Consider the following 25,794-nt stretch of genomic DNA (forward strand, 5'->3'; position numbering starts at 1 on the left):
GCCGTTAACCGCGTCGTCACAGCTTCCTGAGCGCCACTTCCTCGACCAGGTGGTCGGCGCCTTTGCGCAGAATCAAGTCGGCGCGGGCGCGTGTCGGCAGGATGTTTTCGCGCAGGTTCTTCAGGTTGATGTTGGTCCACAGGCCTTCGGCAATCGCCCGTGCCGAATCCTCCGACAGTTGCGAATAGCGATGGAAGAACGATTCCGGATTGCGGAAAGCGGTCTCGCGCAGCCGCATGAAGCGGGAAATGTACCATTCGTGGATCAGCTTCTCGTCGGCATCGATGTAGATGGCGAAGTCGAAGAAGTCAGACAGGAAAGGCACGATCTTGCCGTCCTGCGGCAGCTTGCCCGGCTGCAGCACATTGATGCCCTCGAAGATCAGGATGTCGGGCCGGTCGATGGTGACGAACTCGCCGGGGATGACGTCATAGGTGAGGTGCGAATAGACCGGCGCGCGGATATCTGGCAGCGCCGACTTGATGCCCGAGAGGAAGCGCAGCAGCGCGCCGACGTCGTAGCTGTCGGGAAAGCCCTTGCGCTCCATCAGGTTTTCGCGGCGCAGCACCTCGTTGGGCAACAGGAAACCGTCGGTGGTGATGAGATCGACCTTGGGGCTGGACGGCCAGCGCGCGAGCAGCTCCTTCAGTACGCGCGCCGTGGTCGATTTGCCGACCGCGACCGAACCGGCGATGCCGATGATGAAGGGCGTCTTGACCACGTCCGAGGCGTTGAAGAAAGCCTGGCGCTGCCGGAACAGCAGTTGGCTGGCCTCGACATGGGCCGACAGAAGCCGCGACAGCGACAAATAGATGCGCTTGACCTCTTCGAGATCGATTGGATCGTTCAGCGACCGCAGGCGGCGGAATTCATCCTCGCTCAGCGTCAGCGGCGTGTCGGCGCGGAATTGCGACCATTGCTCGGCCGAGAAGAAACGAAAAGGGGAATATTTCTCGGTCGGTGCGAGCTGATCCATCGAGATTCCTGCCCTCCTCGCGGTCAGCGCTTGGACCGTGACGCCTTCTCGGCGATACCCGAACGCCCGGTGCGGCTTTCGAGCTCCCTAAGCACGTCGTCCAACGGCACACCCGAAATGCCGAGAACGACGAGCCAATGATATATAAGATCGGCACTTTCCGAAACGAGCGCCTGTTTGTCGCCCTTGATGGCGGCAATGACCGTCTCGACCGCCTCTTCGCCGAGCTTCTGCGCCGCCTTCTCAATGCCGCGCGCGTAAAGCTTGGCGGTCCACGAGTCCGGATCGCCGGAATGGGCGCGTTCGCTGACGATTGTCTCCAGGTCGGAGAGTGAAAACTCAGTCATGGCGCCTTGGCCCTATTTCTTAGCCGCAAGCCTCTAGGGCCGATCGCCCGAGGAGTCCAGCCGCATCGGCAGGCCGGCTTGCGCCATATGGGCCTTGGCCTCGGCGATCGTATAGGTGCCGAAATGGAAGATGGAGGCCGCCAGCACGGCACCTGCATGGCCGTCGCGGATGCCTTCGACCATATGGTCGAGCGTGCCGACGCCGCCCGAAGCGATCACCGGGGCGCGCACCGCGTCCGATACCGCGCGGGTCAGCGCGATGTCATAACCGGCCTTGGTGCCGTCGCGGTCCATAGAGGTCAACAGGATCTCGCCGGCACCGCGATCGACCATTTTGCGGGCGAATTCGACCGCATCCATGCCGGTTTTCTCCCGTCCGCCATGGGTGAAGATCTCCCAGCGGTCGGCCTCGCCGGCGCTTGACACTTTCTTGGCGTCGATGGCGACGACGATGCACTGGTTGCCGAACTTGTCGGCGGCCTCGGCGACGAAATCCGGGTTCTTCACCGCTGCCGTGTTGATCGACACCTTGTCGGCGCCGGCCAGGAGCAATTTCCGGATATCGGCGACCTGGCGCACCCCGCCGCCGACGGTGAGCGGCATGAAGCATTGCTCGGCCGTGCGGGCGACGACATCGAAGATGGTCTCGCGATTGTCCGATGACGCGGTAATGTCGAGGAAGCAAAGCTCGTCGGCGCCGGCCGCGTCATAGGCCTTGGCGGCCTCGACCGGGTCGCCGGCATCGACGAGATCGACGAAGTTGACGCCCTTGACGACGCGGCCGCCCTTGACGTCGAGACAGGGGATGACGCGGGCTTTCAGCATCAGCGGCCTTCTATCGTGGCTATGAGATCGTTGAGCAGCTGCCCGACCAGCGGCGGCACATCGGCCTGCGCATCGAAAGCCGGATCGTAGGCGGAAACGGTGATGCCGACGATCGGCACCGCAAGCGCCATAGCGCAGGTCGCGTCGCGCAATTGTTCCGGGTTCGGCCCGCCCGGCGCTACATAGCGGTTGGCCTGCAGCGCCTCAGGGTCGTGCACGTCGAGATCGAGATGCAAGTGCACGCGTTTAGCGCCGGCGGCCTTGAGTTTTTCGGTTGCCGCTGCCGCTCCCGGACATTCCGTGCGGATCACCGGCAATGCCTCCAGAAGCTGTTTCTCGTCCGGGTCGAGATCGCGAGCGTTGACGAGCACGCAGCGCGACGGATCGATCGGCTGGAAGCCGGGAATTGCCGCCGCCATCGGGCGCCAGCACAGGCCAAGCACGGTGGCCAGCGCCATGCCGTCGAGAAAGCCATATGTGGATGTCTCGGGCGTGTTGAGGTCGCCATGCTGGTCGGCCCAGATGATCGCGTCCGCGCCCTCGCCGGCGACGGCGCCGGCTGATGTCAGGCAGTTTCCGGCGAGCACGATGGGAAAGCGTCCCCTGTCGCGGGCGATGCGGACCTCGCCAGAGACGGCGTTGCAGACGGCGAAGCCGGTGGCGATCTCGCGTTCCTGAATCTCGCCGACCCTGCCGATATCCTCGACCGCGACATCGTGGCCGGCCATGGTCAGGGCTTCGACCAGTCCGCCCGCAATCAGCGCGTCCGGCCCCTGCCCCATGCCGCCATGATAATGGCCGCTGTCATAGGAGGCCAGGATGATCGAGACTTTCAAGATCGCATCTCCACCGGGGGCGCGCCTTTCAGGATCGCCAATGCTTCGGCCGGATCGATGCGGCCGTCGTAAAGGGCGCGGCCGGAGATCGCGCCTTCGAGCTTTTGCGCGTCGGGCATGGTCATGCGCACGATGTCGGCGATCGAGGCGAGGCCTCCAGAGGCGATGACCGGGATCGACACGGCGTCGGCGAGGCTGATCGTGGCATCCCAGTTGATGCCGGTCAGCACGCCATCGCGGTCGATGTCGGTGTAGATGATGGCGGCGACGCCGGCGCCCTCGAATTTCCTGGCCAGTTCGACGACGCCGAGGCTCGACGCCTCGGCCCAGCCTTCGACCGCCACCTTGCCGCCCTTGGCGTCGATGCCGACGGCGACCTTGCCCGGAAAGGCCTTGCAGGCCTGCCTGACCAGGTCGGGATCGCGCACCGCAACTGTGCCGAGGATGACGCGGGCCAGCCCTCGGTCGAGCCAGTCCTCGATCTGCTCGAGCGTGCGGATGCCGCCGCCGAGCTGCACCGGGTTCTTGGTCGCCTTGAGGACGGCGCCGACCGCGGCGCTGTTGACGCTCTGACCCCGAAACGCGCCGTTAAGGTCGACGACATGCAGCCATTCGAAGCCCTGTTCTTCAAATGCCTTTGCCTGGGCGGCCGGGTCGTCGTTGTAGATGGTCGCGGTCGCCATGTCGCCGTGCTTAAGGCGCACGCACTGGCCATCCTTGAGGTCGATTGCCGGAAACAGGATCATTTTCTTGCACTTATCCCCAAAAAGAACAAAACTGGAACTGAGGATATGGTTGCGCGCTGGACTCTTTTAGGAGTCGTCCTTAAGAGTCGATTCGCCACATCAAAAAGCCGGGTTAGCGGCCCGGCTTTTTGAGCCTTCACCACTTGAAGTGCCGAAGGCGATAGGATTGTCCCTACAGGTGTGCAGATTGCACATCGCAGATTCTGCGTCAACATTCCTTCTTTGGCCGGCACTTCGTTTTTCCTCCCAAGGAGAAGAGTGATGGCTGTTGCCAATTTGGATGAAACGGAAGCAATCAAAGCCTGGGTGCTGCGTGCTTGCGAATGGAAGACCCGCAACATCGCAGCACGGTTTGATGTAGACCCCCGTCGTTTGTATGAAGTTTGGGAAGAACAGGAACATAAGGGAACTCGGTTCAAGGCAACTCGTCTCTTTAGCCGCCTGCTACCAAACATAGGTGTCGCGGGCAGATTTGAAGTCCACCGACCTCGCTATCAGCGAGTAGCCAAACCGGAAAATGGGCAGATGACATTGGAGTTTAGGGCTTCCACTTGAGGAAGTTAGTTATCAGAGCCAGGCCGAGCGCCTGGCTCTTCTCTGGGTGGAACTGCGTGCCGACGAGATTGTCGCGGGCGACGGTCGCCGTTACCGGGCCGCCATAGTCGGCGACCGCCAGCACCTCGTCGGGCTTGCGCGCATCGAGATGATAGGAATGGACGAAATAGGCGTGCAGACCGGTTGGCCCGGTGGGAATGCCGGAGAACAGCGGATGCTTGCGCATCAGCTCGATCGTGTTCCAGCCGATCTGCGGGATTTTGAGTGCCGGATCGGCCGGCGTGATCTCCTTCACGTCACCTGATATCCAGCCAAAGCCATCGGTGATCGTCTTTTCGAGGCCCCGCTGGGACATCAGCTGCATGCCGACGCAGATGCCGAGGAATGGACGCCCCTTGGCGATGGCGACTTCCTCGACAGCTTCCCACATGCCGGGGACAGCACGCAGTCCGGCGGCGCAATCGGCATAGGCGCCGACGCCGGGCAGCACGATGCGGTCGGCCGTGCGCACCCGCTCGGCGTCGGCCGTCAGATCAATGCCGGCGGCGATGCCCGCCTCGCGCGCCGCGCGCTCGAAGGCCTTGGTGGCCGAGCGCAAATTGCCCGAGCCGTAATCGATGATCGCAACGCGCATGTCAGCGTCTTCCCGGAATGTGGGTCAGCCCCAGCGCCATGCCCGGCTGCGCCGGGCGCGCCAGGGCGGCGTCCGGCACCATGCGCGGCACAGGCTCGGCTCCATCCGCATGCCGCTCGGCCTCCAGGGCAAAGCGCGCATCGGCATCGTCGAGCCAACCGGCTTCGACCACCCCCCATTCGCGCCAGCCGCGGCGGCGGAGCGCCGCGATGCGCAGCGCCTGCCCTTCCAAGCCGACATAGAGCGAGACAAGCAGGGACAGCAGCGAACCAGCCAACCCGAGACCGAGCCTTTCGCCAAGCATCGAAAGCACCGCCATGACAATGAAGGTGAGTGCCGCTTCGATCCACAGCCGATGCCAGGCGAACCACAGCGGCGGCACCAGCAGGCCGAGCCAGGTGAAGCCGTCGCGGACAAGGGCCGTCGCATCGGCTTTTTCGCCAGGGCCTGGCGGTTCCATCACGACATAGCTGGCCATGACCTATCCCTTCAACGATCCCTTGGTTGAGGGAACCGCGTCCGGCTGGCGCGGGTCGCGCTCCAGCGCTGCCCGCAGCGCACGCGCCACCGCCTTGAAGCAGGTTTCGGTGATGTGGTGGTTGTTGGCGCCATAGTGATTGGTGACATGCAACGTGATGCCAGCGTTCTGTGCCAGCGCCTGGAAGAATTCGCGCACCAGCTCGGTGTCGAAGGTGCCGATCTTGGGCGAGGAAAACGAAACGTTCCACACCAGGAAGGGACGGCCAGAGACATCGATCGCCGCGCGCGTCAGCGTCTCGTCCATGGCAAGATCGATCGAGGCATAGCGCATGATGCCGCGCCGCTCGCCCAGCGCCTTGGCCAGCGCCTGGCCGAGCGCGATGCCGGTGTCCTCGACCGTGTGGTGGTCGTCTATGTGCAGGTCGCCCCTGGCCCGAACGGTCATGTCGATCAGCGAATGGCGCGAAAGCTGGTCGAGCATATGATCGAAGAAGCCGACGCCGGTCACGATGTCCGATTTGCCGGAGCCGTCGACATGGACCGACACGGCAATGTCGGTTTCCCTGGTCTTGCGGCTGATTTCGGCTGAACGGGGCGACATGGCCTTGTCCTTGTCCGTGAGTTTAAGCGCTTCAGGCGTTCGCCTGCTTGAAAACGAAAGCCTTCTAGCAGCATGATCCGGCGATTGCCAGTTGCGATCCAGGCCGGTATCGAGCGTTTGCAATCACCGCCCCCATGCATACATATGGGCCGATCAAAGTCACTCGTACCGCGCCGATCGCCTTTTGAGGGATGGCGCGAATCGGAGCAGCAAATGTCCAATGAACTGACCATGCACGCCACGACTATCGTGACGGTGCGCAAGGGCAACAAGGTGGTGATCGCCGGCGACGGCCAGGTCAGCCTTGGCCAGACCATCATGAAGGGCAACGCGAGAAAGGTGCGCCGCATCGGCAAGGGCGGAAACGTGATCGCCGGTTTCGCCGGTGCCACGGCGGACGCCTTCACGCTTCTGGAGCGGCTCGAAGCCAAGCTCGAACAATATCCCGACCAGTTGACGCGCGCCTGCGTCGAACTCGCCAAGGACTGGCGCACCGACCGCTATCTGCGCCGGCTGGAAGCGATGATGCTGGTGGCCGACAAGTCGGTCTCGCTGGCGCTGACCGGCACCGGCGACGTGCTCGAACCCGAGCATGGCGTCATGGCCATCGGTTCAGGCGGCAACTATGCGCTGGCTGCGGCCCGCGCCTTGATGGACAGCGACAAGGATGCCGAGGAGATCGCGCGCAAGGCGATGCAGATCGCCTCCGACATCTGCGTCTACACCAACAACAATTTCGTCGTCGAAACACTCGATGCCGCCTGAAACAGGCCGGCGTCCATGATCCCGATCCGAAAGACCGCGCAAGCGAAAAATGGAGGCCGGCTTCGGAGAAGATCATGGAAAGACACGAACATAGCTACGATTTTCGGCCGGTGACCCAGAAGGACCTGCCGATGATCGCCGGCTGGCTCGCCGAACCGCATGTCGCTCAGTGGTGGGACGATCCAGAGACGGAAATCGCCGAGATTCGCGATCATATCGATTCGATTTCCGTCGAGCCGCTGATCGTGGAACTCGACGGCACGCCGATCGCTTACCTGCAAAGCTACGATCCACACCTGGAAGAAGACCACCCTTATGCCGACCAGCCGTTCGGGACGCTCGGCATCGACCTGTCGATCGGCCGGCCGGAACTGGTCGGCATCGGCCATGGCTCGGCGATGGTGCGCCAGTTCGTCGAGCAGTTATTCGAGGAAGGCGTGCCGCGCGTCATCATCGATCCCGACCCATCCAATGGCCGCGCCATCCGCGCCTATGAAAAGGCGGGATTCCGCGCAATTGATCGCCGGCAATCCAGATATGGCGACGTCTTGCTGATGGCAATCGATGCGCACGAGAGGCAAGCGGGCGACACGGAAGCGGGGAACTGACGGATGAACGCAGTTGGCGAGGACAGAACGCTCTCGGCCTATGAAGACAGCTGGCGGATGGGGCTTCTGCTCGTGCTCGCCCTGGTCATCTTCCAGGCTGGAGCCCTCTATGGCATGGGGCATCCGCCGATCTGCACCTGCGGCTATGTCAAGCTCTGGCACGGCGTGGTGAACAGTTCCGAAAATTCCCAGCATATATCGGACTGGTACACGTTCTCGCATATCATCCACGGCTTCCTGTTCTATGCGCTGGCCAGGTTCCTGTTTCCGCGTTCGCCGGTCGGCTTGCGGCTGGCTTTCGCCGTCTTCATAGAAGGCGGCTGGGAGCTGATCGAGAACAGCCCGTTCATCATAGAGCGCTACCGCGCCGGCACCATCTCGCTCGACTATTACGGCGACAGCATCATCAATTCGGTGTCGGACACGCTGGCCATGGTGCTGGGATTTGTGATGGCGCGAAGGCTACCTATATGGGTGATCGTCAGCCTCGCCATCCTTTTCGAACTGGGTACGGGCTACCTTATCCGGGACAATCTGACACTCAACGTGATCATGCTGCTGCATCCGTTCGAGGCCATCAAGCAGTGGCAAAGTGGAATTTAGTGATATGAGCACATTTTCTCCCCGCGAAATCGTTTCGGAACTCGACCGCTTCATCATCGGCCAAAAGGACGCCAAGCGTGCCGTGGCCATCGCCTTGCGCAACCGCTGGCGCCGCCAGCAGCTGGAAGGCCAGATGCGCGAAGAGGTGATGCCGAAGAACATTCTCATGATCGGGCCGACCGGCGTCGGCAAGACCGAAATCTCGCGCCGCCTGGCGCGGCTGGCCGGTGCGCCCTTCGTCAAGGTCGAGGCAACCAAATTCACCGAGGTCGGCTATGTCGGCCGCGATGTCGAGCAGATCGTGCGCGACCTCGTCGAGGTCGCCATCGGCCTGGTGCGCGAGAAGATGCGTGAGGACGTCAAGGCGCGCGCCCATGTCAACGCCGAGGAACGCGTGCTGGAAGCGCTGGTCGGCAAGACCGCCAGCCCTGCCACACGCGATTCTTTCCGCAAGAAGCTGCGCGAGGGCGAACTCGACGACAAGGAGATCGAGATCGAAGTGGCCGACACCGGCAATGGCGGCATGCCCGGCTTCGAGATTCCCGGCATGCCGGGCGCCAATATCGGCGTGCTCAATATCAACGACATGCTGTCCAAGGCAATGGGCGGCAAGAAGACCAAATTGCGCAAGACGACGGTGAAGGAATCCTACGACCTGCTGGTCAACGACGAGTCCGACAAGCTGCTCGACCAGGACGAGGTGGTTCGCCGGGCGCTGGACGCCGCGGAAAATGACGGCATCGTCTTCCTCGACGAGATCGACAAGATTGCGGCCCGGTCGGACATCTCCGGCGGCCCTTCGCGCGAAGGCGTGCAGCGCGACTTGCTGCCGCTGGTCGAAGGCACCACGGTGGCGACCAAATATGGGCCGTTGAAGACGGATCACATCCTGTTCATCGCATCGGGTGCGTTCCACGTCTCGAAGCCGTCCGACCTTTTGCCAGAGCTGCAGGGCCGCCTGCCGATCCGCGTCGAATTGCGCGCGCTGGAGAAAGAGGACTTCGTCCGCATCCTGACCGAGACGGAAGCGAGCCTCATCAAGCAGTATATCGCGCTGATGAAGACCGAAGGCGTCGACCTGAACTTCACCGACGACGCCATCGATTCGCTGGCCGGCATCGCCGTCGACCTCAACGCCAGCGTCGAGAACATCGGCGCGAGGCGTTTGCAGACGGTGATGGAGCGCGTGCTGGACGAGATCTCCTACGACGCGCCGGACCGCAACGGCACTGCGGTGACCATCGACGCCGCCTATGTGGAGAAACATGTCGGCGACTTGTCGAGGAACACCGATCTGTCGCGCTTCATTCTTTGAGCAGGCGCGCGCCGGATCGTTCCGGCGCCTGTCGGGCGAATGGATCATGTGTGGCCGGATGGTATCATTCGGCCACCTTTCGTTCTGCCGAGCGCAGGGCCGCTCTCGACTCGACCAGGAGCTTTACCTAGTTTGCGCGGCAATTCTCTAGGCGGCGGGGCGCATGAAAAAACTCATCCCAGTCATTCTCGGCTTGACGCTGGCGGCAACGCTGTTCGGCGCCGACGCGGCAACCCTGGTGCCGCCGGGAAACCGCAATGCCGAGCAGCCCAGCATTCCGGGAGCCTCGAGCCGGCGCACGCAGGCCACCAACACCACGTTCCAGGCAAAATACCGCAAGGTCTATGCGCTGCTGCAGAACGACGCCGACCTGCGCGGCAAGATCAAGAAGGCGGCAAGCGTCTACGGCATCGATCCAATGCACATTGTCGGCGCCATCGTCGGCGAGCACACCTACAATGTCGACGCCTACGACCGGCTGCAGACCTACTACGTCAAGGCGATCTCCTATCTCTCCAGCAAGCTGTCCTTCGCCTATGACGGCGAGGACATCACGGATTTCGTGCAGCGGCCGGAATTCAGGAAATGCGCCGGAATGTCCGACAGTTACGATTTGTGGGAATGCCGCGAGCAGGTGTGGAACCGTTCGTTCCGCGGCAAGACCGTCGGCGGCGAGGATTTCCCCAACGACCGTTTCGGCGCCACTTTCTTCCAGCCTTACTATGCCGGCCAGACCTTTGGTCTCGGCCAGCTCAATCCGCTGACCGCGCTCCAGATGAGCGATCTCGTGCACAAGGTTTCCGGCCTGCCCAAGCTCGACGTCGGCGATCCCAATGCGGTCTACAAGACCATCATGGATCCCGACCTGACGCTGCCCTACGTTGCCGCGACGATCCGGAAATCGATCGACGCCTATAAGAGCATCGCCGGCTTCGACATTTCGGGCAATCCGGGCCTGACCGCCACGCTCTACAATGTCGGCAATCCCGAGCAACGCGCCTATGCGCTGAAGGCGGAGAACGACAAGCGCAGCGCCGCCGGCGAGCCGGTGAAGCTGCCGGAGGAGAATTATTACGGCTGGCTGGTCAATGACAAACTACCGGAGCTGAAGGCGCTGTTTTAGGGAGCTCAGGCGCGCTGACGTTAATTTGCCAACGCCTGCGCCGCAGACCCTGACAATTGGCGTTGCATCCTACGCCGCCAGCAGCGACTTCAATTTCACCGCCTGCGAACCGAGCGCTTCCGGCGCCGGCCTCGCCCGTTTGCCGATCAGCATCTCCGCCAGCCTGATATCGCGGGCGACCGCATTGCCCGGCCCGATGCCGCTGGCCGCCACCAGCCTGCCGTCCTCGGCAAGGTGAAAGAGGATGAAGGCCTCCTCGCCGAGATCGCGACGCACCGTGCTGCGGCCTTCATCGGAAAGCCCTGCGATCTGCAGGGACAGGCCATATTGATCCGACCAGAACCACGGCACCGCCGCATGTGCCTCGGCGGCGCCGAGCATGTTTTTTGCCGCCAGCGCGCCCTGCTCCTGCGCATTGCGCCAGGCCTCCAGCCGCACGCGGCGGCCAGCATAGATGGCAAGCGGGAACGAGCAGCAGTCGCCGGCAGCGAAGATGTCGGGATCGCTGCTGCGCAATTGCGCATCGACTGATATGCCGTTGTCGATGGCCAGTCCCGCTTCGGCGGCCAGCCCCGTTACCGGCACGGCGCCGATGCCGATGATGGCGAGATCGGAGAGGATTTCGCGGCCGCCGGCAAGCGCGATGCGCACCTGCCTGCCGTCGTCGGCGATCAAGGCAATGCCTTCGCCGCACGCTATGTCGACGCCTTCGGCGACGTGGGTGTCATGGACGACCTTGGCGATCTCGGCCGGTACGCCGCGCATCAGGATGCGCGGCTGCGCCTCGATGACGGTGACCGCAGCACCGAGCTTGCGGGCCGCCGCGGCGAGCTCGAGCCCGATGAAGCCGCCGCCGATGACGGCAATGCGGTTGCCCGCCTTGAGATGGGCGCGGATAGCCAGCGCATCGACGAAGGTGCGGAGGTAGACGCAGCGCCCGCCAAGGCCGGGCATCGGCAGTTTGCGCGGCGTCGAGCCGGTCGCCAGCAGCAGCTTGTCGTAGGGCAGCATCGAGCCGTCCGACAGGCGCACAGTATGCGCGGCGCGATCGATCGCTGCAGCCTGAATGGAATGGATATGCCGGATCGACTTTTCGGCGAGGATCTCGTCGCTGGCGATCGCCTTGATCTCGGGCGCGCCGCCGGCCATGGCGTCCTTGGACAGAGGCGGCCGTTCATAGGGCAGATGCGGCTCGTCGCCGACCAGCGTCACTGGTCCCTCATAGCCGAGGTCACGCAATGCAAGCGCTGCCCGGCCGCCGCATTCCCCGGCGCCGATGATGACCATTCCGCGCGTCATACCGGTCATCCGATCTGGACGAGGACGCTGCCGGCGTCGACCTTGACCGGATAGGTCCTGAGATTGACGCAGGCCGGCGCGCCCTTGGCCTGGCCTGTCTTGTAGTTGAAGCGGCCATTGTGCTTGGGACATTCGATGATCTCGTCCATGACAAGCCCGTCGGCGAGATGCACCTTTTCGTGCGTGCACAGGCCGTCGGTGGCGAAATACTCGTCATCGGGGCTGCGATAGATGGCGTAGCTGCGGCCGCCGTGATCGAACCGCATCACATCTTCTTCGTCGATGTCTCCCACTGCACAGGCCTCGACCCAGTCGCTCATACATTTCTCCCGCGAAATTTCCCGATCGCGCCTCACGGGCGGATATCACTCCGCCGCGGCGTTGAAGGCAGCATTGTCGTTGTGCAAATCCTCGCGATACGGCCTGGCCGTTGGCGGCAGCTCGCGCTTGAGGAAATAATCCTCGTTGCGCAACTGGCGCCAGAAGACAGGCAGCATCTCGCGATAGCCGGCCAGGATCGACGGCGTCGGCGCCGGCAAATCGTGCTTGATCAGTTCATGCAGCTTCGGCAGCGCATGGTAGGGCACCATCGGGAACATATGATGCTCGACGTGGTAGTTCATGTTCCAATAGATGAAACGGCTGATCGGGTTCATGTAGACGGTGCGGCTGTTCAGCCGATGGTCGGTGACGTTGTCGGCAAGGCCGCCATGCTGCAGCAGGCCGACCATGACGTGGTGCCAGGCGCCGTAGAGCCGGGGCAGGCCGACCAGCATCAAGGGCAGGAACGAGCCGGTATAGAGCGCCAGCGCGATGGTAGCGGCATAGATTGCGGTCCAGATGCGTGCAATGCGGATCGCTTTCGGCTGTTCCTGCTCGGGAATAAAGGTCTTTTCGGCCGCGCTGATGTTGCCGGCGGCGTTGCGCAGCATGTCTGACATCGCATGCCAGGCGTCGAGCACGCCGACAAAGCCGAGGATGGCGCGCACCAGGTCCGGCGGCCGCATGACCGAGATTTCCGGATCGCGGCCGACGATGATGGTGTCGGTGTGATGGCGCGTGTGGCTCCAGCGCCAGGTCACCGGGTTGCGCATGATCATGAAGCAGGCGACCTGATAGACCCAATCATTCATCCACTGCGTGCGGAAGGCCGTACCATGGCCGCATTCGTGCCAGCGGGAATCCGTGGACGAGCCGTAGAGCACGCCATAGGCGAAGAAGAACGGCACGCACCACCAGGTGCCCCAGAACCAGGCACCGCCGGCGCCGCTGACGATGAGCGCGGCGATCCAGATCGCCGTGTCGCGGAGCGCGGGCGCGTCGGAGCGCTGCATCAGCTCCTTCATCTGCTTGCGGGGAATGTCGGTGTGATACCATTCGGCCGCCGACAGGCCGGTCTCGACGGCCAGCCTGGCGTCGCGGCCGATCAGGCTGTAGTCACGCCGGGACGGCGCAGCATGCATGGTTGCCTCCCTCGGCAAGGGCATCCGCCACGCGAATGCCCGACATTTCCTGACTTCGAGGCTGAAAATAACGCCAGCTCATGATAGACTCAACATCATAAAGATAGTTTCTATCATTTCCTATCATCAAGATGTAGGAAAGATGCACGGTCAAATGAGGACAGACATGGCGAAACGGCCGACCATATCAGATCTGGCGCGCATCTCCGGCGTCAGCGTCGCCACGGTGGACCGGGTGCTCAACAGCCGCCTGCCTGTGCGCGAGGAAACGGCGCGCCGCGTCTATGACGCCGCGACCGAGATCGGCTATCACGCCGCAGGCCTGATCAAGCAGCGTATGCGCCAGGAATTGCCCGAGTATCGGCTGGGTTTCCTGCTGCTTCGGGGCAATGACGTTTTCTATGGCGATTTCGCGCGGGAACTCGAACTCGCGGTCGCACAATCGCAGCGCTTCCGTGGCGTCGCAACCATCGATTTCGCCAGTTCCCTGGCCCCGGATGAGATCGCCGCCCAGACGCGCAGGCTGGCGGCGAAATCGCGGGCGATCGCCGTGGTCGGCCCTGATCATCCGACGCTGACGGCGGTCGTGGAGGCGCTAAAGGCCAGGGGGCAGCCGGTCTTCTCCCTGCTGTCCGACTTCGCCGCCGGCATCCGCGAAGGCTATGTCGGGCTCGACAACCGCAAGGTCGGCCGCACCGCCGCCTGGATGATCTCGAAGGCTGCGAGGAAGCCCGGCAAGGTCGCCCTTTTTGTCGGCAGCCATCGCTTCCACGGCCATGAGCTGCGTGAGATCGGCTTCCGCTCCTTCTTTCGCGAGCATGCGCCGGACTTCAACGTGCTGGAGACGCTGGTCAATCTGGAGGCCAACCAGGTGACCCATGATGCGACGATCGATCTTCTGGGGCGATATCCGGATCTTGTCGGCTGCTACGTCGCCGGCGGCGGCATGGAGGGCGCCGTCTCGGCGCTGCGGACAGCGAAGCCCGCAAGCATGCCGGTGGTCGTCTGCAACGAGATCAACGCCGAATCGCGCGCCGCGCTTGCCGACAACATCCTGACGATGGTGATCTCGACGCCGCTTGCCGCGCTCTGTCGCGAGCTCGTCGATCGGATGGCGCATGCCATCGAAACTGGCGCGGCCAATGCGCCGGGCCAGACATTCCTCCCCTTCGACATCTATTTGCCGGAAAACATCTGAAGCCATTTCAGGAATGCGCAGCGGTTTTCCGTCCAGGTCGCGTCAGGACGGAAGGTAGGGCGTTTCCATGAAACGATAAAACCCTCGGGCAGCCCGGTCTGCCGCAAACCGGCCGCCTGAAATGATAGAATCCATCAGAGGCAGCCGAAAATCGCACGCCCGGATTCGGAATCTCCCTTGACGCCCCGATCCGAAATGGAATAAATATTTCACTGACTGTACATTTTGGTTCTTTCGTTCCGACAACATCTGGTTCGAGCAGGCAGTTCGGCGTTCCAGCCAGTGGTGAACCGCGTTGGAACGAAATGATATCAGGGAGAGATTCCCCGAGGAGATCGGGGATTCCGGATAGATCGGTGCGACCGGACACCCAAAGTGGAGGAGAGATACAATGAAGAAAATGATTTTGGGCGTCGCTTTCGCGGCGCTGATGAGTTCGTCCGCCATGGCCGCCAAGATCGGCGTGTCGATGGCCAAGTTCGACGACAATTTCCTGACCGTGCTGCGCAACGGCATGATCGAGCAGGCCAAGGGCATGAGCGGCGTGGAGCTGCAGGTCGAGGACGCGCAGAACGACGTCGCCAAACAGCTCGACCAGATCAAGAACTTCGCCGCATCAGGGGTCGACGCCATCATCGTCAATCCGGTCGACACCTCGGCCACGCAGGCGATGTCGGATGCCGCGGCCGCCGCAAAGATCCCGCTGGTGTATGTCAACCGTGAACCGGTGAATGTCGACACGCTGCCTGACAACCAGGCCTTCGTCGCTTCGAACGAGGCCGATTCCGGCACGCTCGAAACCAAGGAGGTCTGCCGCCTGTTCAAGGAAGCCGGCAAGAAGGAAGCCAATGTCTATGTGATCATGGGCGAGCTTTCCAACCAGGCAGCCGTGCAGCGCACCAAGGACATCGAGGAGGTGATCGCAACGCCGGATTGCAGCTTCATCAAGATCATCGACAAGCAGACGTCGAACTGGAACCGCGATGAGGCCCAGAACCTGATGACCAACTGGCTGTCGACCGGCAAGCCGTTCGACGGCGTCATCGCCAACAATGACGAAAGCGCCATCGGCGCCATCCAGGCAATGAAGGCCGCCAATGTCGACATGAAGACGGTTGTCGTCGGCGGCGTCGACGCCACGCAGGACGCGCTCGCCGCCATGCAGGCAGGCGACCTCGACGCCACCGTGTTCCAGGACGCGGCCGGCCAGGGCGCCGGCGCGCTCGACGCGGCATTGAAACTGTCCAAGGGCGAGAAGGTCGAACACAAGGTCTACGTGCCCTTCCAACTGGTGACGCCGGCCAACATCGACAAGTTCCTGAAGAAGAACTGAGCGGCGGAACGGTTCACCTCGGGGCGGCGCTCAAAGGACCGGGCGCCGCTCCTCCTCTCGGCGCTTTGATAGCGCCAGGGGCGACCGCGGCTGACGGAGGATAGACGAGTGGCACAGACATCTCATGGCGTCGGCGGGGTCAGCTATGATGCGAAGAAGCGCATATGGCCGGGGGAATTCAACGTCTTCCTGGCGCTCGTCATTCTTGTCGTCATCTTCGAATTGATCGGCCGCGTCTTTCTCGGCGACAGCTTCCTGTTCAACACCCGCAGCAATGTCGGCGGCCTCTTCAACGAGGCGCGGCTACAGATCATCATTCTGCAAGTATCGATCGTCGGCATCATCGCCATCGGCGTGACGCAGGTTATCATATCGGGCGGCATCGACCTGTCGTCGGGCTCGATCGTCGGCGCCACCGCCATGATCGCCATGAGCTTCGCCCAGGTGGCGACGGTCAACGGCAACCCCAATCCCAAGGCGATGTTCCTGGCTCAGGGCTGGACCGACCTGCCGGTCATCGTGCCGGTGCTGGTCGCCATCGGCTGCGGGCTGCTGGCAGGCCTGGTCAACGGCGCCCTGATCGCCTACACGCGCATTCCGCCCTTCATCGCCACGCTAGGCATGATGGTGACCGCGCGCGGCATCGCCAAATGGTGGTCCAAGGGGCAGCCCATCTCGTTCCCGACCGAGAGCTTCGCCGCCATCGGCAAGGGCCTGATGCCCGTCATCATCTTCCTGTCGCTGGCCGTGCTGTTCCAGCTGATCATGACCTACACACGATACGGCAAGCATTGCTACGCGATCGGCTCCAACGAGGATGCCGCGCGCATGTCCGGCATCAAGATCGCCAACCACAAGATCCTGGTCTACGTCATCGCCGGCATACTCGCGTCGCTCGCCGCGGTGGTGCTGTCTTCCAAGAACCTCACCGCCCAGGCCGGCATGGGCGTGATGTACGAACTCGACGCAATCGCCATGGCGGTCATCGGCGGCGTATCGCTGTCGGGCGGCCGCGGCTCGATCATCGGCACGGTGATCGGCGCGCTGATCTTCGGCGTCATCATCTCCGGCTTCACCTTCCTGCGCCTCGACGCCTACTACCAGGAGATGGTCAAGGGCGTGATCATCGTCGGCGCCGTCGTTCTCGACCAGTGGCGCCAACGCCTGCGGGCATTGAGGGCTTGACCATGTCAGACATCGTCCTGAAGACCGAAAACCTGACCAAGCGCTATGGCGGCGTGCAGGCGCTGGAAGGCGCGAATTTCGAGCTGCGCAAGGGCGAACACGTCGCCATCATGGGCGACAATGGCGCCGGCAAGTCGACTTTCGTGCGCCAGATCACCGCCGTCGAGCAACCGACCAGCGGCCAGATCTGGTTCGACGGCAAGCAAGTCAATTTTTCGGGCCCTATCGAGGCGCGCGAGGCCGGCATCGAGACCGTGTTCCAGAACCTGGCGCTGGCCGACGACCTCGACGTGCCGTCGAACCTGTTCCTTGGCCGAGAAAAAGTGCTGTTCAATCTGGGACCGTTTTCGATCCTGGACCGCCGGGGAATGCGCAAGGCGACCGAAGCGGCGCTGGTGCGCACGGCGGTGAAAATCCCAAACCTGTCGAACACCATCCGCCATATGTCGGGCGGCCAGCGGCAATGCGTGGCGATCGCCAGAACCGCGACCTTCGCCTCCAAGCTGATCATCATGGACGAGCCGACGGCAGCACTCGGCGTGCAGGAGACCGCGCAGGTCGAGAACATCATCCGCACGCTGAAGGACAATGGCGAGCCGCTGATCCTGATCAGCCACAATATGCGCCAGGTGTTCGACCTTTGCGACCGCATCGTCGTCTTCCGGCGCGGCCGCATCGTCGCCAATTTGCGCAAGGAGAACACCGACGGAAACGATATCGTTTCCTACATCACCGGCGCCAAGACCGGAGAGGCCGAACTCGCGGCCTAGGCCGGGCGCGGAGGCGGCGGTCATCGCCTCCCTGTCGATCTTGTCTTGACCGGAAAAACACCTGCGCGCATGACCGGCGCCCCGCCAGCTTCGAACCATCCCCAGAGGAAATTTCCATGACTCTCCGCTTCGCCCTCCTCGGTGCCGGCCGCATCGGCAAGGTCCACGCCCGCGCCGTCGGCTCCAATCCGCAGGCCAAACTGGTCGCCGTTGCCGACGCTTTCGAGAAGGCGGCGAGCGAACTCGCCACGGCCTACGGCGCCGAGGTGCGCACCATCGATGCCATCGAGAAATCCGGGGACATCGACGCGGTCGTGATCTGCACGCCGACCGACACCCATGCCGACCTGATCGAGCGCTTCGCCAAGGCCGGCAAGGCGATCTTCTGCGAGAAACCGATCGACCTCGACGTCAAGCGGGTCGAGCAGTGCCTGGCCGTGGTCGAGAAGGCCAAGGCGACGCTGATGGTCGGCTTCAACAGGCGCTTCGACCCGCACTTCGCTGCGGTGCGCAAGGCAATCGATGACGGCGCCATCGGCGTGGTCGAGATGGTGACCATCACGTCGCGCGATCCGGGCGCACCGCCGATCGACTACATCGCGCGCTCCGGCGGAATCTTTCGCGACATGACCATCCATGATTTCGACATGGCGCGCTTCCTGCTCGGCGAAGAGCCGGTGGCGGTCAGTGCGCATGCCTCGGTGCTGGTCGACAAGAAGATCGGCGAGGCCGGCGATTTCGACTCCGTCAGCGTCATCCTCGAAACCGCGTCGGGCAAGCAGGCCGTCATCTCCAATTCCCGCCGCGCCACGTATGGCTACGACCAGCGCATCGAGGTGCATGGCTCGAAAGGCATGGTCGCGGCCGAAAACCAGCGGCCGGTGTCGATCGAACTGGCCAATGAAAAGGGCTATACCCGCCCGCCGCTGCACGATTTCTTCATGACCCGCTACCTCGACGCCTATGCCATTGAGATTGCGTCCTTCATCGCCGCCGCGACGTCGGGCAAGAAGGCGGCACCGAGCGGGACGGACGGACTCATCGCACTTCGGCTGGCGGATGCGGCACTGAAATCGGCGACATCAGGCCAGACCGTCCGCCTCGACAAGTAACGACTTAAAGCACAGGAGCAGAGCGATGAGCGCATCAGCCGATCGCAATTCACAAACGCGCGCCATCGTCACCGGCGGCGCACAAGGCATAGGCTTCGCGGTCGCCGAGGCATTGGCGGACGAAGGCTGCCGGGCGCTGGCGCTGATCGGCCGCTCGCAGGAAAAGGGCGACAAGGCAGTCGCCAGCCTCAAGAAGTCGGGCGTCGACGCGATCTTCATCAGCGCCGATGTCTCCAAGGTGGCCGACTGCAAGCGCGCCGTCGCCACCGCGCTTTCGCATTTCGGCACCATCAACGCCCTGGTCAACGCCGCCGCCACATCCGCGCGCGGCTCGCTGGTGGAGACTAGCGAGGAGCTGTTCGACACTATCTTCGACACCAATGTGCGAGGACCCTTCTTCCTGATGCAGGGCGTGGTGGCGCATCTGCTTGAGAAAAAGGCCCCCGGATCGATCGTCAACGTGCTGTCGATGTCGGCGCATACCGGCCAGTCGTTCCTGACACCCTATTCGACCAGCAAGGGCGCTCTGATGACGCTGACCAAGAATGTCGCCAACGCCTATCGCTTCAATCGCATCCGCTGCAACGCCGTGCTGCCCGGCTGGATGGACACCGAGGGCGAGGATATCGTGCAGAAGAAATGGCATGACGCACCCGACGACTGGCTCGAGAAGGCCGAGGCCGCGCAGCCGATGGGCCAGTTGGTGAAGCCGGACCAGTTGGCCCGGCTGATCAGCTACATGGTCAGCCCGCAGTCCGGCGTGATGACCGGCTCGCTGGTCGACTACGACCAGAGCATCGCTGGGGCGTCGCCGGAGTAGCGGCCGCGTAAGCGAAACCGTTAACCAGGTGGTCATCCACGGGCGGAGCAAGGAGCGCAGCGACGCGGCGCAGACCCGAGGATCCATGCCGCGACTTCCGGGCCGTCGCTACGGCGCAAGATTCTGCACCGCAGCACTCTCCCATCTAGGTCGCGGCATGGATCCCAGGGTCTCCGCGACGGAGCTTCGCTCCTGCTTCGCCCTAGAATGACGAAATCGCAAAGGCTCGGCCCTCACCTGAAATTGCTTGCTACCAGGGTACGTGACAAACGCCGCCGCTTCGACTATATGAGCCGCATGATCCACCTGACCGCCACCTATTGGTACTTTAGCAGCTCGCTGGCGGCGGGAGGATTGCGCTCGATCTGAAGATTGCAGCAAACAGTCCGACAAGCCGCCAGACCTGGCGGCTTTTTTGTTTTCAGCCGGCAGGTCTCCCAACCAGGAGCAGAAGCCGTGTTGACCACCACAGACGACCTTCGGGTCAAGGAACTGAGACTGCTGAGCACGCCGGAAGAGGTGATGGGCGAGATACCGCGCTCACTCACGGCGACGCGCACCGTTGCCGCCTCGCGCAACGCCATCCACTCGATCCTGACGGGGGCCGACGACCGGCTCGTTGTCATCGTCGGCCCCTGTTCGATCCACGACCCGGTCGCGGCCGTTGACTATGCCAGCCGTCTGGCGGCGCTGCGCGAGACATTGTCCGACCGGCTCAAGATCGTGATGCGGGTCTATTTCGAAAAGCCGCGCACGACGGTCGGCTGGAAGGGCCTGATCAACGACCCCGACCTCGACGGCAGCTTCAACATCGACAAGGGGCTGCGGATGGCACGCAATGTGCTGTCGGCCGTCAACAATCTGGGCCTGCCGGCGGCGACCGAATTCCTCGATATGACCACGCCGCAATACATTGCCGACCTCGTCGCCTGGGGCGCGATCGGCGCGCGCACGACCGAGAGCCAGATCCATCGCGAGCTGGCCTCGGGCCTCTCTTGCCCGGTCGGCTTCAAGAACGGCACCGACGGCAATCTCAGGATCGCCGCCGAGGCGGTGAAGTCGGCCGCGCAGCCGCATCATTTCATGGCGGTGACCAAGGGCGGACGCAGCGCCATCGCGGCAACGACCGGAAACGAGGATTGCCATGTCATCCTGCGTGGCGGCGTTCAGCCCAACTATGACGCGGCAAGCGTCGAGGCCGCCTCGGTCGAACTCGCCCGCATCGGTATCGCGCCCCGCCTGATGATCGATGTCAGCCATGCCAACTCAGCCAAGAAGCCGGAGAACCAGCCCAAGGTCGCGGCTGACGTGGCAGGACAGGTCGCGGCGGGGGACGAGCGCATTATCGGCGTCATGATCGAGAGCAATCTCGTCGCCGGCCGGCAGGATGTCGTGCCCGGCAAGCCGCTGGTCTACGGCCAGAGCATCACCGATGGCTGCATCGACTGGGCGGCCACGGAGACGGTGCTGCACGGCCTTGCCGGCGCCGTGGAATGGCGCCGGTCGGCGCGCCGCGCCTTGATGGAGAGCCGGCAGGGCGCCGCCTGATCCGGTTGGAGCATAAGGGCGGCGTTTCCGGTTTCAGCCCAGGACCACGCCGCCCTAGGGCCCGCAGCGCTCCACCTCACTTGCACGCCTCCGACCCGCGTGTTACATACTGAACCAAATGGTTCAGTATTCCGCGACCCGCCTGGATGCCTCGTTCGCCGCGCTTTCGGACGCCACCCGGCGCGGCGTTCTGGAGCAGCTCGGCCGTGCGGACGCTTCGATCACGGACTTGGCCCAGAAATTCCACATGACCCTCACGGGCATGAAGAAGCATGTCGGCGTCCTGGAGCAGGCGGGACTCGTCACGACTCGGAAGGTCGGGCGCGTGCGAACCTGCAAGCTGGGCCTGCGTCGCCTGGAGGATGAGGCGGAATGGATCGAGAGATACCGCCAGCTCTGGGCCGCACGCTTCGACGAGTTGGATAAGGTTATCGAGGAATTGAAACGCAAGGAGGAAGTCGATGGACGCAGGAAGAGCGAGTGAGGCCAAACGCACGACGGTGGAACGGAGGTCCGACCGGGAGTTGGTCGTTACGCGAAGCTTCGACGCGCCTGCGCGCATCGTGTTCGAGGCGTGGACCAAGCCTGAGCTGTTCAAGCAGTGGTGGGTGCCGAAGTCGATGGGCATGTTCCTGCGTTCCTGCGAGATGGATGTTCGTGTGGGAGGCGGGTACCGTTTGGTGTTCGGGCATGACGGCTCGAACCCTGCCGAGTTCTTCGGCAGGTATCTCGAAGTGACACCGCACTCGCGCCTCGTCTGGACCAATGACGAAGGGGGTGAGGGTGGACCCGTCACCACGGTGACCTTCGAGGAAAAAGACGGCAAGACGCTGCTGGTCATGCACGAGCTCTATCCCTCGAAGGAAGCCCTCGACGCCGGCGCCGGGGCGGCGGATGCGATGTCCGAGCAGTTCGAGCAGTTGGACGAGCTTCTCGCCACGCAGCAGGGCGCCACCTGATTCGGTCGGAGTCCCAGGTGAAGGGCAGCGGGTCGGGTCCAACCCAAGACTACGCCGCCCTCAGTCCTTCCCATGCGGTGAACACGGACACCGCGAAGAGCAGCAGCCCAGCCGCCCGGCCGGCAAGGATGGTCGCCCGCGGATTGGCGATCAGCAACTTGCGGCTGCGGCCGGCCGATATTGCGAGCCCGCCATAGATCGCGGCCTGCGTCAGCACGGTCAGCAGGCCCATCACCGTCGCCTGCATCCAGATCGGGCCGTAGTCCGTTTTCAGGAACTGCGGATAGACGGCAAGGACGAACAGGTAGGCCTTCGGGTTGATCAGGCAGGTCACAAGGCCTTGGCGAAACGCCTTCCATGCCGAGCGGCTGCCGGCGGGCCCGTCGCGACCGACAGTGATGGAGCTGCGCATCAGCGTGATGCCGATGAAGGCCATGTAGGCGGCGCCTGCAATCAACAGCGGCTTGAACAGGATCGGCAAAAAATGCATCAGCAGGCCGACGCCGATCGCGCCGTTCAGCGTGTGCACCATGCCGCCGACCATGATGCCGCCGGTCGCGGCAAGGCCCCTGTCGCGCCCGCCGGTCAGCGCATTGGCCAGCACGAACAGCATGTCCATGCCCGGAACGGCGATGATGCCGAACAGCAGGATAAAGAAAAGCCAGAGATTTTCAGCATAGCCCATGTCAGTTGCCTGTTGCCCGCTCGGCCCAGCCGCAGCGGAACCTGTTGATTTTCAATCCGATAGACGATCCTATAGGCCGAACCAACTGACGATGGTGTGTCAGTTGTGATCGGCAACGGGTGAGAAAAATGCGCAAGGCGTCGCGCCTGTTCGAGATCATCCAGATCCTGCGGCTGGCGCGGCAGCCGGTGACGGCGGCAATGATAGCCGCGCAGCTGGAGGTGACGATACGCTCGATCTATCGCGACATGGCAGCGCTTCAGGCCATGCGCGTGCCGATCGAGGGCGGGAGGGGCATCGGCTATATCCTGCGCCCCGGCTTCGACTTGCCGCCTCTGATGTTTTCGATCGAGGAGATGGAGGCGATCGTGCTGTCACTGGCGCTGCTGGAGCGCACGGGCGACGACGAGCTCAAGCAGGCAGCCAAGCGCGTCGGCGCCAAGATCGCCGGCGCCGTACCGCCGCCTTTGCGCCAGACGCTCGACGCCAATGCGCTGCATGCGTGGGGATTCGCCGCGCCCTCTGCAGGTGCGATCGACCTGGCGCTGGTGCGCCGCGCCATACGCGACGAGGAGAAGCTCGACCTCTCCTATCGCGACGAGCTTGGCCGCGCTTCCGAGCGCCTCATCCGCCCGATCGCGCTGATCTATTATGCCGAGACCGCCAACATCGTCGCCTGGTGCGAGCTACGCCAGGCGATCCGCAATTTCCGCAGCGACCGCATCGAGGATTGCCGGCCGACCGGACTGCGCTTCAAGGGCGAAGGCAATCGGTTGCGGCAGATCTGGGTCAATGGATGGGAGGTCAATGCAGCGGCCGCCGGCTAAACCGACCAGCGGAGCGAACCTTACCTTACATCCACCCAGCGCTTCTCCTCGAACGATCGCGCCATCGCATGCACGGTGCGCTCGATCTCCAGACCTTCGTCGAATTCGATGAGCCGCGCCGGTCTGCCGGCGAGCCGGGTCAGCAGTTCATGGCATTCGATGATCTTGAGATCATTGAAGCCAAGACTATGCCCGGGCGCGGGGACGAACAGGTCGTAGGGCTTGTGCTGTGGCGACACGAGGATGGTGCGATAGCCCTGTTCGGTCGGGCGATCCGATGTGAGGTAGAGCTGGAACTCATTCATCCGCTCCTGGTCGAACAGGATCGAGCCCTTGGAGCCGAAGATCTGGACGGCGATGCGGCCCTTGCGGCCCCAGGCCGAACGGTTGACCAGAAGCGTGCCGGCGATGCCGTTCTCCAGATGCATCAGCACGGAGGCAATGTCGTAGGTCTCGACCGCGCGGCGGCCGCCGGCGGCCAGCTTGCGGTCGGCATAGGGCTTGGCCATGTCGCAGATGACGCTGGCGACGCGGCCGAACAGGGTCGACACCAGCGACAGCGGATGCACGGCGAAATCATCAAGCGCGCCATAGCCGGAAGATGCCTCGTGCTTCCAGAAGAACAGCGCCTCGGGATCGGCCATGAAATCCTCGTCCATCTCGATGCGCAGATGGTTGACCTCGCCGATGATGTTTTCGTCGAGCAGCGCGCCGATATGGCGGATGGCCGGGCTCTGGATGTAATTGTAACCGAGCGCCGCGACTTTGCCGGATTTCTTTGCCGCGGCCGCCATTGCCTCGGCTTCGGCGAAGCTCGGCGCCATCGGCTTTTCGCACCACAAATGCTTGCCGGCCTCGAGGATGGCGATCGCCATTTCCGGATGGAACTGGTTGGGCGTGGTGAGCGAGACGACGTCCACTTCGGGGTCGTTGACGACGGCGCGCCAGTCGCCGGACGCCCTGGCGAAACCGAACTCGCCGGCCTTGCGCCTGGCGAGATCCTCATTGACCTCGCCGAGATGGACAAGCCGCGGTTTGGTTATGTCGGGAAAGACGGCGCCGACGGCACTCCACGCGATGGCGTGGCACTTGCCCATAAATCCCGTGCCGATAAGACCGACGCCGACCATTTTCCGTTCCTCCACCGTCATAGATGCTACGTGGATGAATTAGTCCATTTTTGTTCGGAATGGAATGTCTGCCTCATTTTTTATGGTGTTCTTGCGCAGCCTCGCTATGATGGGGCAGAGAGGACGCTTCACCGATGAGCTTGGACGGGCCGACGATGGACGAACGGGTACCTCGCGACTTCGAGACGCTGCGCGCCACGATCCTCGATCGACGCGAAAGCCTGCCCAAGCGCATCGCCCAGATCGCCGCTTATGCGCTCGACAATCCCGACGATATCGCCTTCGGCACCGCCGCCAGCATTGCCGCCTCGGCCGGCGTGCAGCCCTCGACGCTGATCCGCTTTGCCCAGCAGCTCGGCTTTGACGGCTTCACCAGCCTGCAGCAGGTGTTTCGCGAACGGCTGCGCGAGCGCAACTCCTCCTATGACGAACGGCTGCAGGCGCTGCGCGCCAAGGCCGAGGGCGGCGCCGGCCACCGGGCGATCTTCGACGGCTTCGTCGCCGCCGCCAGCACCTCGCTCAACGACATTTCGCGCACGCTGGACGACGCGCATCTGGAAGAAGCGATTTCCCTGCTGGCCAAGGCACAGACCATCTATGTGCTGGCCAAGCGGCGCTCCTATCCGGTGGCGTCCTACATCGCCTATGCGCTTGGCAAGCTGAAGATCCGCAACCAGCTGATCGAATCAGCCGCCGGCCTCAACGCCGAGATGGTCAGCTTTGCGACGCCCGCGGATGCCGTCGTCGCCATTTCCTTCTCGCCCTATGCGCCGGCCACGATCGAGGAGGCGCGCACGATTTCCGAACAGGGCGTGCCGATCATTGCCATCACCGACAGCTCGTTTTCACCGCTTGCTCAGTTCGCCAGCGTCTGGTTCGAGGTTGCCGAGGCGGATTTTGCCGGCTTCCGCTCGCTATCGGCGACGATGGCGCTGGCCATGGCGCTGACCGTTGGCGTCGGCGAGAAGCGGCGCAACCCCGGCAAGGGGCGCAAGGCCTGAGGGGAAGGCAAAAGGCGATTTTAGATCGGGGAATGCTCATTCCATATTGA

General features: G+C 63.2%; 31 protein-coding genes. 18 read left to right on the plus strand and 13 right to left on the minus strand.

Annotated elements, in window-relative coordinates:
- Positions 1-16: 16 nt before the first annotated feature.
- The 5 genes from coaA to hisA are packed head-to-tail and all read right to left on the minus strand — an operon-like array spanning position 17 to position 3,730.
- On the minus strand, positions 17-976 hold the full coding sequence (coaA, locus tag FJ428_RS08615; protein WP_140491197.1) for a type I pantothenate kinase: 960 nt from the start codon (positions 974-976) through the stop codon (positions 17-19).
- Between the two features lie 23 nt (positions 977-999).
- Positions 1,000-1,323 (minus strand): phosphoribosyl-ATP diphosphatase, encoded by a 324-nt coding sequence (locus FJ428_RS08620; protein WP_140879295.1) that lies wholly within the window; start codon positions 1,321-1,323, stop codon positions 1,000-1,002.
- Positions 1,324-1,356: 33 nt separating this feature from the next.
- Entirely contained in the window at positions 1,357-2,151 is a 795-nt protein-coding gene (hisF, locus tag FJ428_RS08625) for an imidazole glycerol phosphate synthase subunit HisF (protein ID WP_181167275.1), read from the minus strand.
- Entirely contained in the window at positions 2,148-2,984 is an 837-nt protein-coding gene (locus FJ428_RS08630; protein WP_140561765.1) for an arginase family protein, read from the minus strand. Before FJ428_RS08630 ends, hisF begins: the two co-directional genes overlap by 4 nt.
- Positions 2,981-3,730: a 1-(5-phosphoribosyl)-5-[(5-phosphoribosylamino)methylideneamino]imidazole-4-carboxamide isomerase gene (gene hisA, locus FJ428_RS08635; protein ID WP_140561762.1), complete on the minus strand. Its 750-nt coding sequence runs from the start codon at positions 3,728-3,730 to the stop codon at positions 2,981-2,983. The genes FJ428_RS08630 and hisA overlap by 4 nt, the downstream gene beginning before the upstream one ends.
- A gap of 261 nt (positions 3,731-3,991) precedes the next feature.
- Here hisA and FJ428_RS08640 point away from each other — a divergent pair, with 261 nt between their 5' ends.
- Positions 3,992-4,285: a hypothetical protein gene (locus tag FJ428_RS08640; RefSeq protein ID WP_140561760.1), complete on the plus strand. Its 294-nt coding sequence runs from the start codon at positions 3,992-3,994 to the stop codon at positions 4,283-4,285.
- Here FJ428_RS08640 and hisH read toward each other — a convergent pair.
- The 3 genes from hisH to hisB are packed head-to-tail and all read right to left on the minus strand — an operon-like array spanning position 4,269 to position 6,000.
- Positions 4,269-4,919: an imidazole glycerol phosphate synthase subunit HisH gene (gene hisH, locus FJ428_RS08645; RefSeq protein WP_140561757.1), complete on the minus strand. Its 651-nt coding sequence runs from the start codon at positions 4,917-4,919 to the stop codon at positions 4,269-4,271. The genes FJ428_RS08640 and hisH overlap by 17 nt on opposite strands.
- 1 nt (position 4,920) lies before the next feature.
- Complete coding sequence (locus FJ428_RS08650) at positions 4,921-5,397, minus strand: DUF2628 domain-containing protein (RefSeq protein ID WP_140524116.1); 477 nt, start codon at positions 5,395-5,397, stop codon at positions 4,921-4,923.
- Between the two features lie 3 nt (positions 5,398-5,400).
- A complete protein-coding gene (gene hisB, locus FJ428_RS08655) occupies positions 5,401-6,000 on the minus strand; it encodes an imidazoleglycerol-phosphate dehydratase HisB (protein ID WP_140879297.1) in 600 nt (199 codons plus the stop codon).
- Between the two features lie 213 nt (positions 6,001-6,213).
- On the opposite strand from hisB, the gene hslV reads away from it, so the two are divergent.
- The 5 genes from hslV to FJ428_RS08680 all read left to right on the plus strand — a co-directional run bounded on the left by hslV (position 6,214) and on the right by FJ428_RS08680 (position 10,414).
- Entirely contained in the window at positions 6,214-6,765 is a 552-nt protein-coding gene (hslV, locus tag FJ428_RS08660; RefSeq protein ID WP_140524119.1) for an ATP-dependent protease subunit HslV, read from the plus strand.
- Between the two features lie 74 nt (positions 6,766-6,839).
- Complete coding sequence (locus tag FJ428_RS08665) at positions 6,840-7,373, plus strand: GNAT family N-acetyltransferase (RefSeq protein WP_140524120.1); 534 nt, start codon at positions 6,840-6,842, stop codon at positions 7,371-7,373.
- 3 nt (positions 7,374-7,376) lie between these two features.
- Positions 7,377-7,976, plus strand: a complete 600-nt coding sequence (locus FJ428_RS08670) for a DUF2585 domain-containing protein (protein ID WP_140491219.1) — start codon at positions 7,377-7,379, stop codon at positions 7,974-7,976.
- Between the two features lie 4 nt (positions 7,977-7,980).
- Positions 7,981-9,291 carry an ATP-dependent protease ATPase subunit HslU gene (gene hslU / locus FJ428_RS08675; protein ID WP_140491221.1) on the plus strand — a complete coding sequence of 437 codons (1,311 nt, stop codon included), beginning with the start codon at positions 7,981-7,983 and terminating at the stop codon, positions 9,289-9,291.
- Between the two features lie 163 nt (positions 9,292-9,454).
- A complete protein-coding gene (locus FJ428_RS08680) occupies positions 9,455-10,414 on the plus strand; it encodes a DUF1402 family protein (protein ID WP_140676528.1) in 960 nt (319 codons plus the stop codon).
- A 69-nt stretch (positions 10,415-10,483) separates the two neighbouring features.
- Here FJ428_RS08680 and FJ428_RS08685 read toward each other — a convergent pair whose 3' ends face one another.
- From FJ428_RS08685 to FJ428_RS08695, 3 genes are read right to left on the minus strand one after another with little or no spacing between them, the layout of a single operon-like run.
- Entirely contained in the window at positions 10,484-11,722 is a 1,239-nt protein-coding gene (locus FJ428_RS08685) for an FAD-dependent oxidoreductase (RefSeq protein WP_181167257.1), read from the minus strand.
- Positions 11,719-12,033 (minus strand): MocE family 2Fe-2S type ferredoxin, encoded by a 315-nt coding sequence (locus tag FJ428_RS08690; RefSeq protein WP_140662341.1) that lies wholly within the window; start codon positions 12,031-12,033, stop codon positions 11,719-11,721. The genes FJ428_RS08685 and FJ428_RS08690 overlap by 4 nt, the downstream gene beginning before the upstream one ends.
- A gap of 45 nt (positions 12,034-12,078) precedes the next feature.
- Complete coding sequence (locus FJ428_RS08695) at positions 12,079-13,176, minus strand: fatty acid desaturase family protein (protein WP_140491229.1); 1,098 nt, start codon at positions 13,174-13,176, stop codon at positions 12,079-12,081.
- Between the two features lie 166 nt (positions 13,177-13,342).
- Here FJ428_RS08695 and FJ428_RS08700 point away from each other — a divergent pair, with 166 nt between their 5' ends.
- The 10 genes from FJ428_RS08700 (at position 13,343) to FJ428_RS08745 (ending at position 22,101) form a co-directional block, all read left to right on the plus strand.
- Positions 13,343-14,374, plus strand: coding sequence for a LacI family DNA-binding transcriptional regulator (locus FJ428_RS08700; protein ID WP_140563539.1), 1,032 nt, complete (start codon positions 13,343-13,345; stop codon positions 14,372-14,374).
- A gap of 391 nt (positions 14,375-14,765) precedes the next feature.
- Positions 14,766-15,707: a sugar ABC transporter substrate-binding protein gene (locus FJ428_RS08705; protein WP_140491233.1), complete on the plus strand. Its 942-nt coding sequence runs from the start codon at positions 14,766-14,768 to the stop codon at positions 15,705-15,707.
- Positions 15,708-15,815: 108 nt separating this feature from the next.
- Positions 15,816-16,892, plus strand: coding sequence for an ABC transporter permease (locus FJ428_RS08710; protein WP_140879299.1), 1,077 nt, complete (start codon positions 15,816-15,818; stop codon positions 16,890-16,892).
- A gap of 2 nt (positions 16,893-16,894) precedes the next feature.
- Positions 16,895-17,662 (plus strand): ATP-binding cassette domain-containing protein, encoded by a 768-nt coding sequence (locus FJ428_RS08715; protein WP_140491237.1) that lies wholly within the window; start codon positions 16,895-16,897, stop codon positions 17,660-17,662.
- Between the two features lie 116 nt (positions 17,663-17,778).
- Entirely contained in the window at positions 17,779-18,774 is a 996-nt protein-coding gene (gene iolG, locus FJ428_RS08720) for an inositol 2-dehydrogenase (RefSeq protein WP_140524129.1), read from the plus strand.
- Between the two features lie 25 nt (positions 18,775-18,799).
- Entirely contained in the window at positions 18,800-19,594 is a 795-nt protein-coding gene (locus tag FJ428_RS08725) for an SDR family oxidoreductase (protein ID WP_140517731.1), read from the plus strand.
- 207 nt (positions 19,595-19,801) lie between these two features.
- The gene (locus tag FJ428_RS30245) at positions 19,802-19,963 is read left to right on the plus strand and encodes a hypothetical protein (protein ID WP_181167258.1); all 162 of its coding nucleotides are present in this window, start codon (positions 19,802-19,804) and stop codon (positions 19,961-19,963) included.
- 87 nt (positions 19,964-20,050) lie between these two features.
- Positions 20,051-21,142: a 3-deoxy-7-phosphoheptulonate synthase gene (locus FJ428_RS08735; protein WP_140729481.1), complete on the plus strand. Its 1,092-nt coding sequence runs from the start codon at positions 20,051-20,053 to the stop codon at positions 21,140-21,142.
- A gap of 118 nt (positions 21,143-21,260) precedes the next feature.
- A complete protein-coding gene (locus tag FJ428_RS08740) occupies positions 21,261-21,626 on the plus strand; it encodes a metalloregulator ArsR/SmtB family transcription factor (protein ID WP_140491248.1) in 366 nt (121 codons plus the stop codon).
- A complete protein-coding gene (locus FJ428_RS08745) occupies positions 21,604-22,101 on the plus strand; it encodes an SRPBCC family protein (protein ID WP_140729480.1) in 498 nt (165 codons plus the stop codon). The genes FJ428_RS08740 and FJ428_RS08745 overlap by 23 nt, the downstream gene beginning before the upstream one ends.
- A gap of 49 nt (positions 22,102-22,150) precedes the next feature.
- On the opposite strand, the gene FJ428_RS08750 is transcribed toward FJ428_RS08745, so the two are convergent.
- Complete coding sequence (locus tag FJ428_RS08750; RefSeq protein ID WP_140879300.1) at positions 22,151-22,786, minus strand: LysE family translocator; 636 nt, start codon at positions 22,784-22,786, stop codon at positions 22,151-22,153.
- Positions 22,787-22,914: 128 nt separating this feature from the next.
- Here FJ428_RS08750 and FJ428_RS08755 point away from each other — a divergent pair, with 128 nt between their 5' ends.
- Positions 22,915-23,613, plus strand: a complete 699-nt coding sequence (locus tag FJ428_RS08755; protein WP_140729479.1) for a YafY family protein — start codon at positions 22,915-22,917, stop codon at positions 23,611-23,613.
- A gap of 20 nt (positions 23,614-23,633) precedes the next feature.
- Here the strand turns inward: FJ428_RS08755 and FJ428_RS08760 are convergent, their stop codons facing one another.
- The gene (locus tag FJ428_RS08760; RefSeq protein ID WP_140729478.1) at positions 23,634-24,743 is read right to left on the minus strand and encodes a Gfo/Idh/MocA family oxidoreductase; all 1,110 of its coding nucleotides are present in this window, start codon (positions 24,741-24,743) and stop codon (positions 23,634-23,636) included.
- 155 nt (positions 24,744-24,898) lie between these two features.
- Here FJ428_RS08760 and FJ428_RS08765 point away from each other — a divergent pair, with 155 nt between their 5' ends.
- Complete coding sequence (locus tag FJ428_RS08765) at positions 24,899-25,744, plus strand: MurR/RpiR family transcriptional regulator (protein WP_181165350.1); 846 nt, start codon at positions 24,899-24,901, stop codon at positions 25,742-25,744.
- Positions 25,745-25,794 lie beyond the last annotated feature (50 nt).

The sequence above is a fragment of the Mesorhizobium sp. B2-8-1 genome (genome assembly GCF_006440955.1).
Lineage (GTDB): Bacteria > Pseudomonadota > Alphaproteobacteria > Rhizobiales > Rhizobiaceae > Mesorhizobium.

Bases quoted from the DNA above. Each gene is read 5' to 3' on its own strand.
- coaA (WP_140491197.1), bottom strand. From the start codon at position 976: ATGGATCAGCTCGCACCGACCGAGAAATATTCCCCTTTTCGTTTCTTC.
- FJ428_RS08620 (WP_140879295.1), bottom strand. From the start codon at position 1,323: ATGACTGAGTTTTCACTCTCCGACCTGGAGACAATCGTCAGCGAACGC.
- hisA (WP_140561762.1), bottom strand. From the start codon at position 3,730: ATGATCCTGTTTCCGGCAATCGACCTCAAGGATGGCCAGTGCGTGCGC.
- FJ428_RS08640 (WP_140561760.1), top strand. From the start codon at position 3,992: ATGGCTGTTGCCAATTTGGATGAAACGGAAGCAATCAAAGCCTGGGTG.
- hisH (WP_140561757.1), bottom strand. From the start codon at position 4,919: ATGCGCGTTGCGATCATCGATTACGGCTCGGGCAATTTGCGCTCGGCC.
- FJ428_RS08650 (WP_140524116.1), bottom strand. From the start codon at position 5,397: ATGGCCAGCTATGTCGTGATGGAACCGCCAGGCCCTGGCGAAAAAGCC.
- hisB (WP_140879297.1), bottom strand. From the start codon at position 6,000: ATGTCGCCCCGTTCAGCCGAAATCAGCCGCAAGACCAGGGAAACCGAC.
- hslV (WP_140524119.1), top strand. From the start codon at position 6,214: ATGTCCAATGAACTGACCATGCACGCCACGACTATCGTGACGGTGCGC.
- FJ428_RS08665 (WP_140524120.1), top strand. From the start codon at position 6,840: ATGGAAAGACACGAACATAGCTACGATTTTCGGCCGGTGACCCAGAAG.
- FJ428_RS08670 (WP_140491219.1), top strand. From the start codon at position 7,377: ATGAACGCAGTTGGCGAGGACAGAACGCTCTCGGCCTATGAAGACAGC.
- hslU (WP_140491221.1), top strand. From the start codon at position 7,981: ATGAGCACATTTTCTCCCCGCGAAATCGTTTCGGAACTCGACCGCTTC.
- FJ428_RS08680 (WP_140676528.1), top strand. From the start codon at position 9,455: ATGAAAAAACTCATCCCAGTCATTCTCGGCTTGACGCTGGCGGCAACG.
- FJ428_RS08685 (WP_181167257.1), bottom strand. From the start codon at position 11,722: ATGACCGGTATGACGCGCGGAATGGTCATCATCGGCGCCGGGGAATGC.
- FJ428_RS08690 (WP_140662341.1), bottom strand. From the start codon at position 12,033: ATGAGCGACTGGGTCGAGGCCTGTGCAGTGGGAGACATCGACGAAGAA.
- FJ428_RS08695 (WP_140491229.1), bottom strand. From the start codon at position 13,176: ATGCATGCTGCGCCGTCCCGGCGTGACTACAGCCTGATCGGCCGCGAC.
- FJ428_RS08700 (WP_140563539.1), top strand. From the start codon at position 13,343: ATGGCGAAACGGCCGACCATATCAGATCTGGCGCGCATCTCCGGCGTC.
- FJ428_RS08705 (WP_140491233.1), top strand. From the start codon at position 14,766: ATGAAGAAAATGATTTTGGGCGTCGCTTTCGCGGCGCTGATGAGTTCG.
- FJ428_RS08715 (WP_140491237.1), top strand. From the start codon at position 16,895: ATGTCAGACATCGTCCTGAAGACCGAAAACCTGACCAAGCGCTATGGC.
- iolG (WP_140524129.1), top strand. From the start codon at position 17,779: ATGACTCTCCGCTTCGCCCTCCTCGGTGCCGGCCGCATCGGCAAGGTC.
- FJ428_RS08725 (WP_140517731.1), top strand. From the start codon at position 18,800: ATGAGCGCATCAGCCGATCGCAATTCACAAACGCGCGCCATCGTCACC.
- FJ428_RS30245 (WP_181167258.1), top strand. From the start codon at position 19,802: ATGACGAAATCGCAAAGGCTCGGCCCTCACCTGAAATTGCTTGCTACC.
- FJ428_RS08740 (WP_140491248.1), top strand. From the start codon at position 21,261: ATGGTTCAGTATTCCGCGACCCGCCTGGATGCCTCGTTCGCCGCGCTT.
- FJ428_RS08745 (WP_140729480.1), top strand. From the start codon at position 21,604: ATGGACGCAGGAAGAGCGAGTGAGGCCAAACGCACGACGGTGGAACGG.
- FJ428_RS08750 (WP_140879300.1), bottom strand. From the start codon at position 22,786: ATGGGCTATGCTGAAAATCTCTGGCTTTTCTTTATCCTGCTGTTCGGC.
- FJ428_RS08755 (WP_140729479.1), top strand. From the start codon at position 22,915: ATGCGCAAGGCGTCGCGCCTGTTCGAGATCATCCAGATCCTGCGGCTG.
- FJ428_RS08760 (WP_140729478.1), bottom strand. From the start codon at position 24,743: ATGGTCGGCGTCGGTCTTATCGGCACGGGATTTATGGGCAAGTGCCAC.
- FJ428_RS08765 (WP_181165350.1), top strand. From the start codon at position 24,899: ATGGACGAACGGGTACCTCGCGACTTCGAGACGCTGCGCGCCACGATC.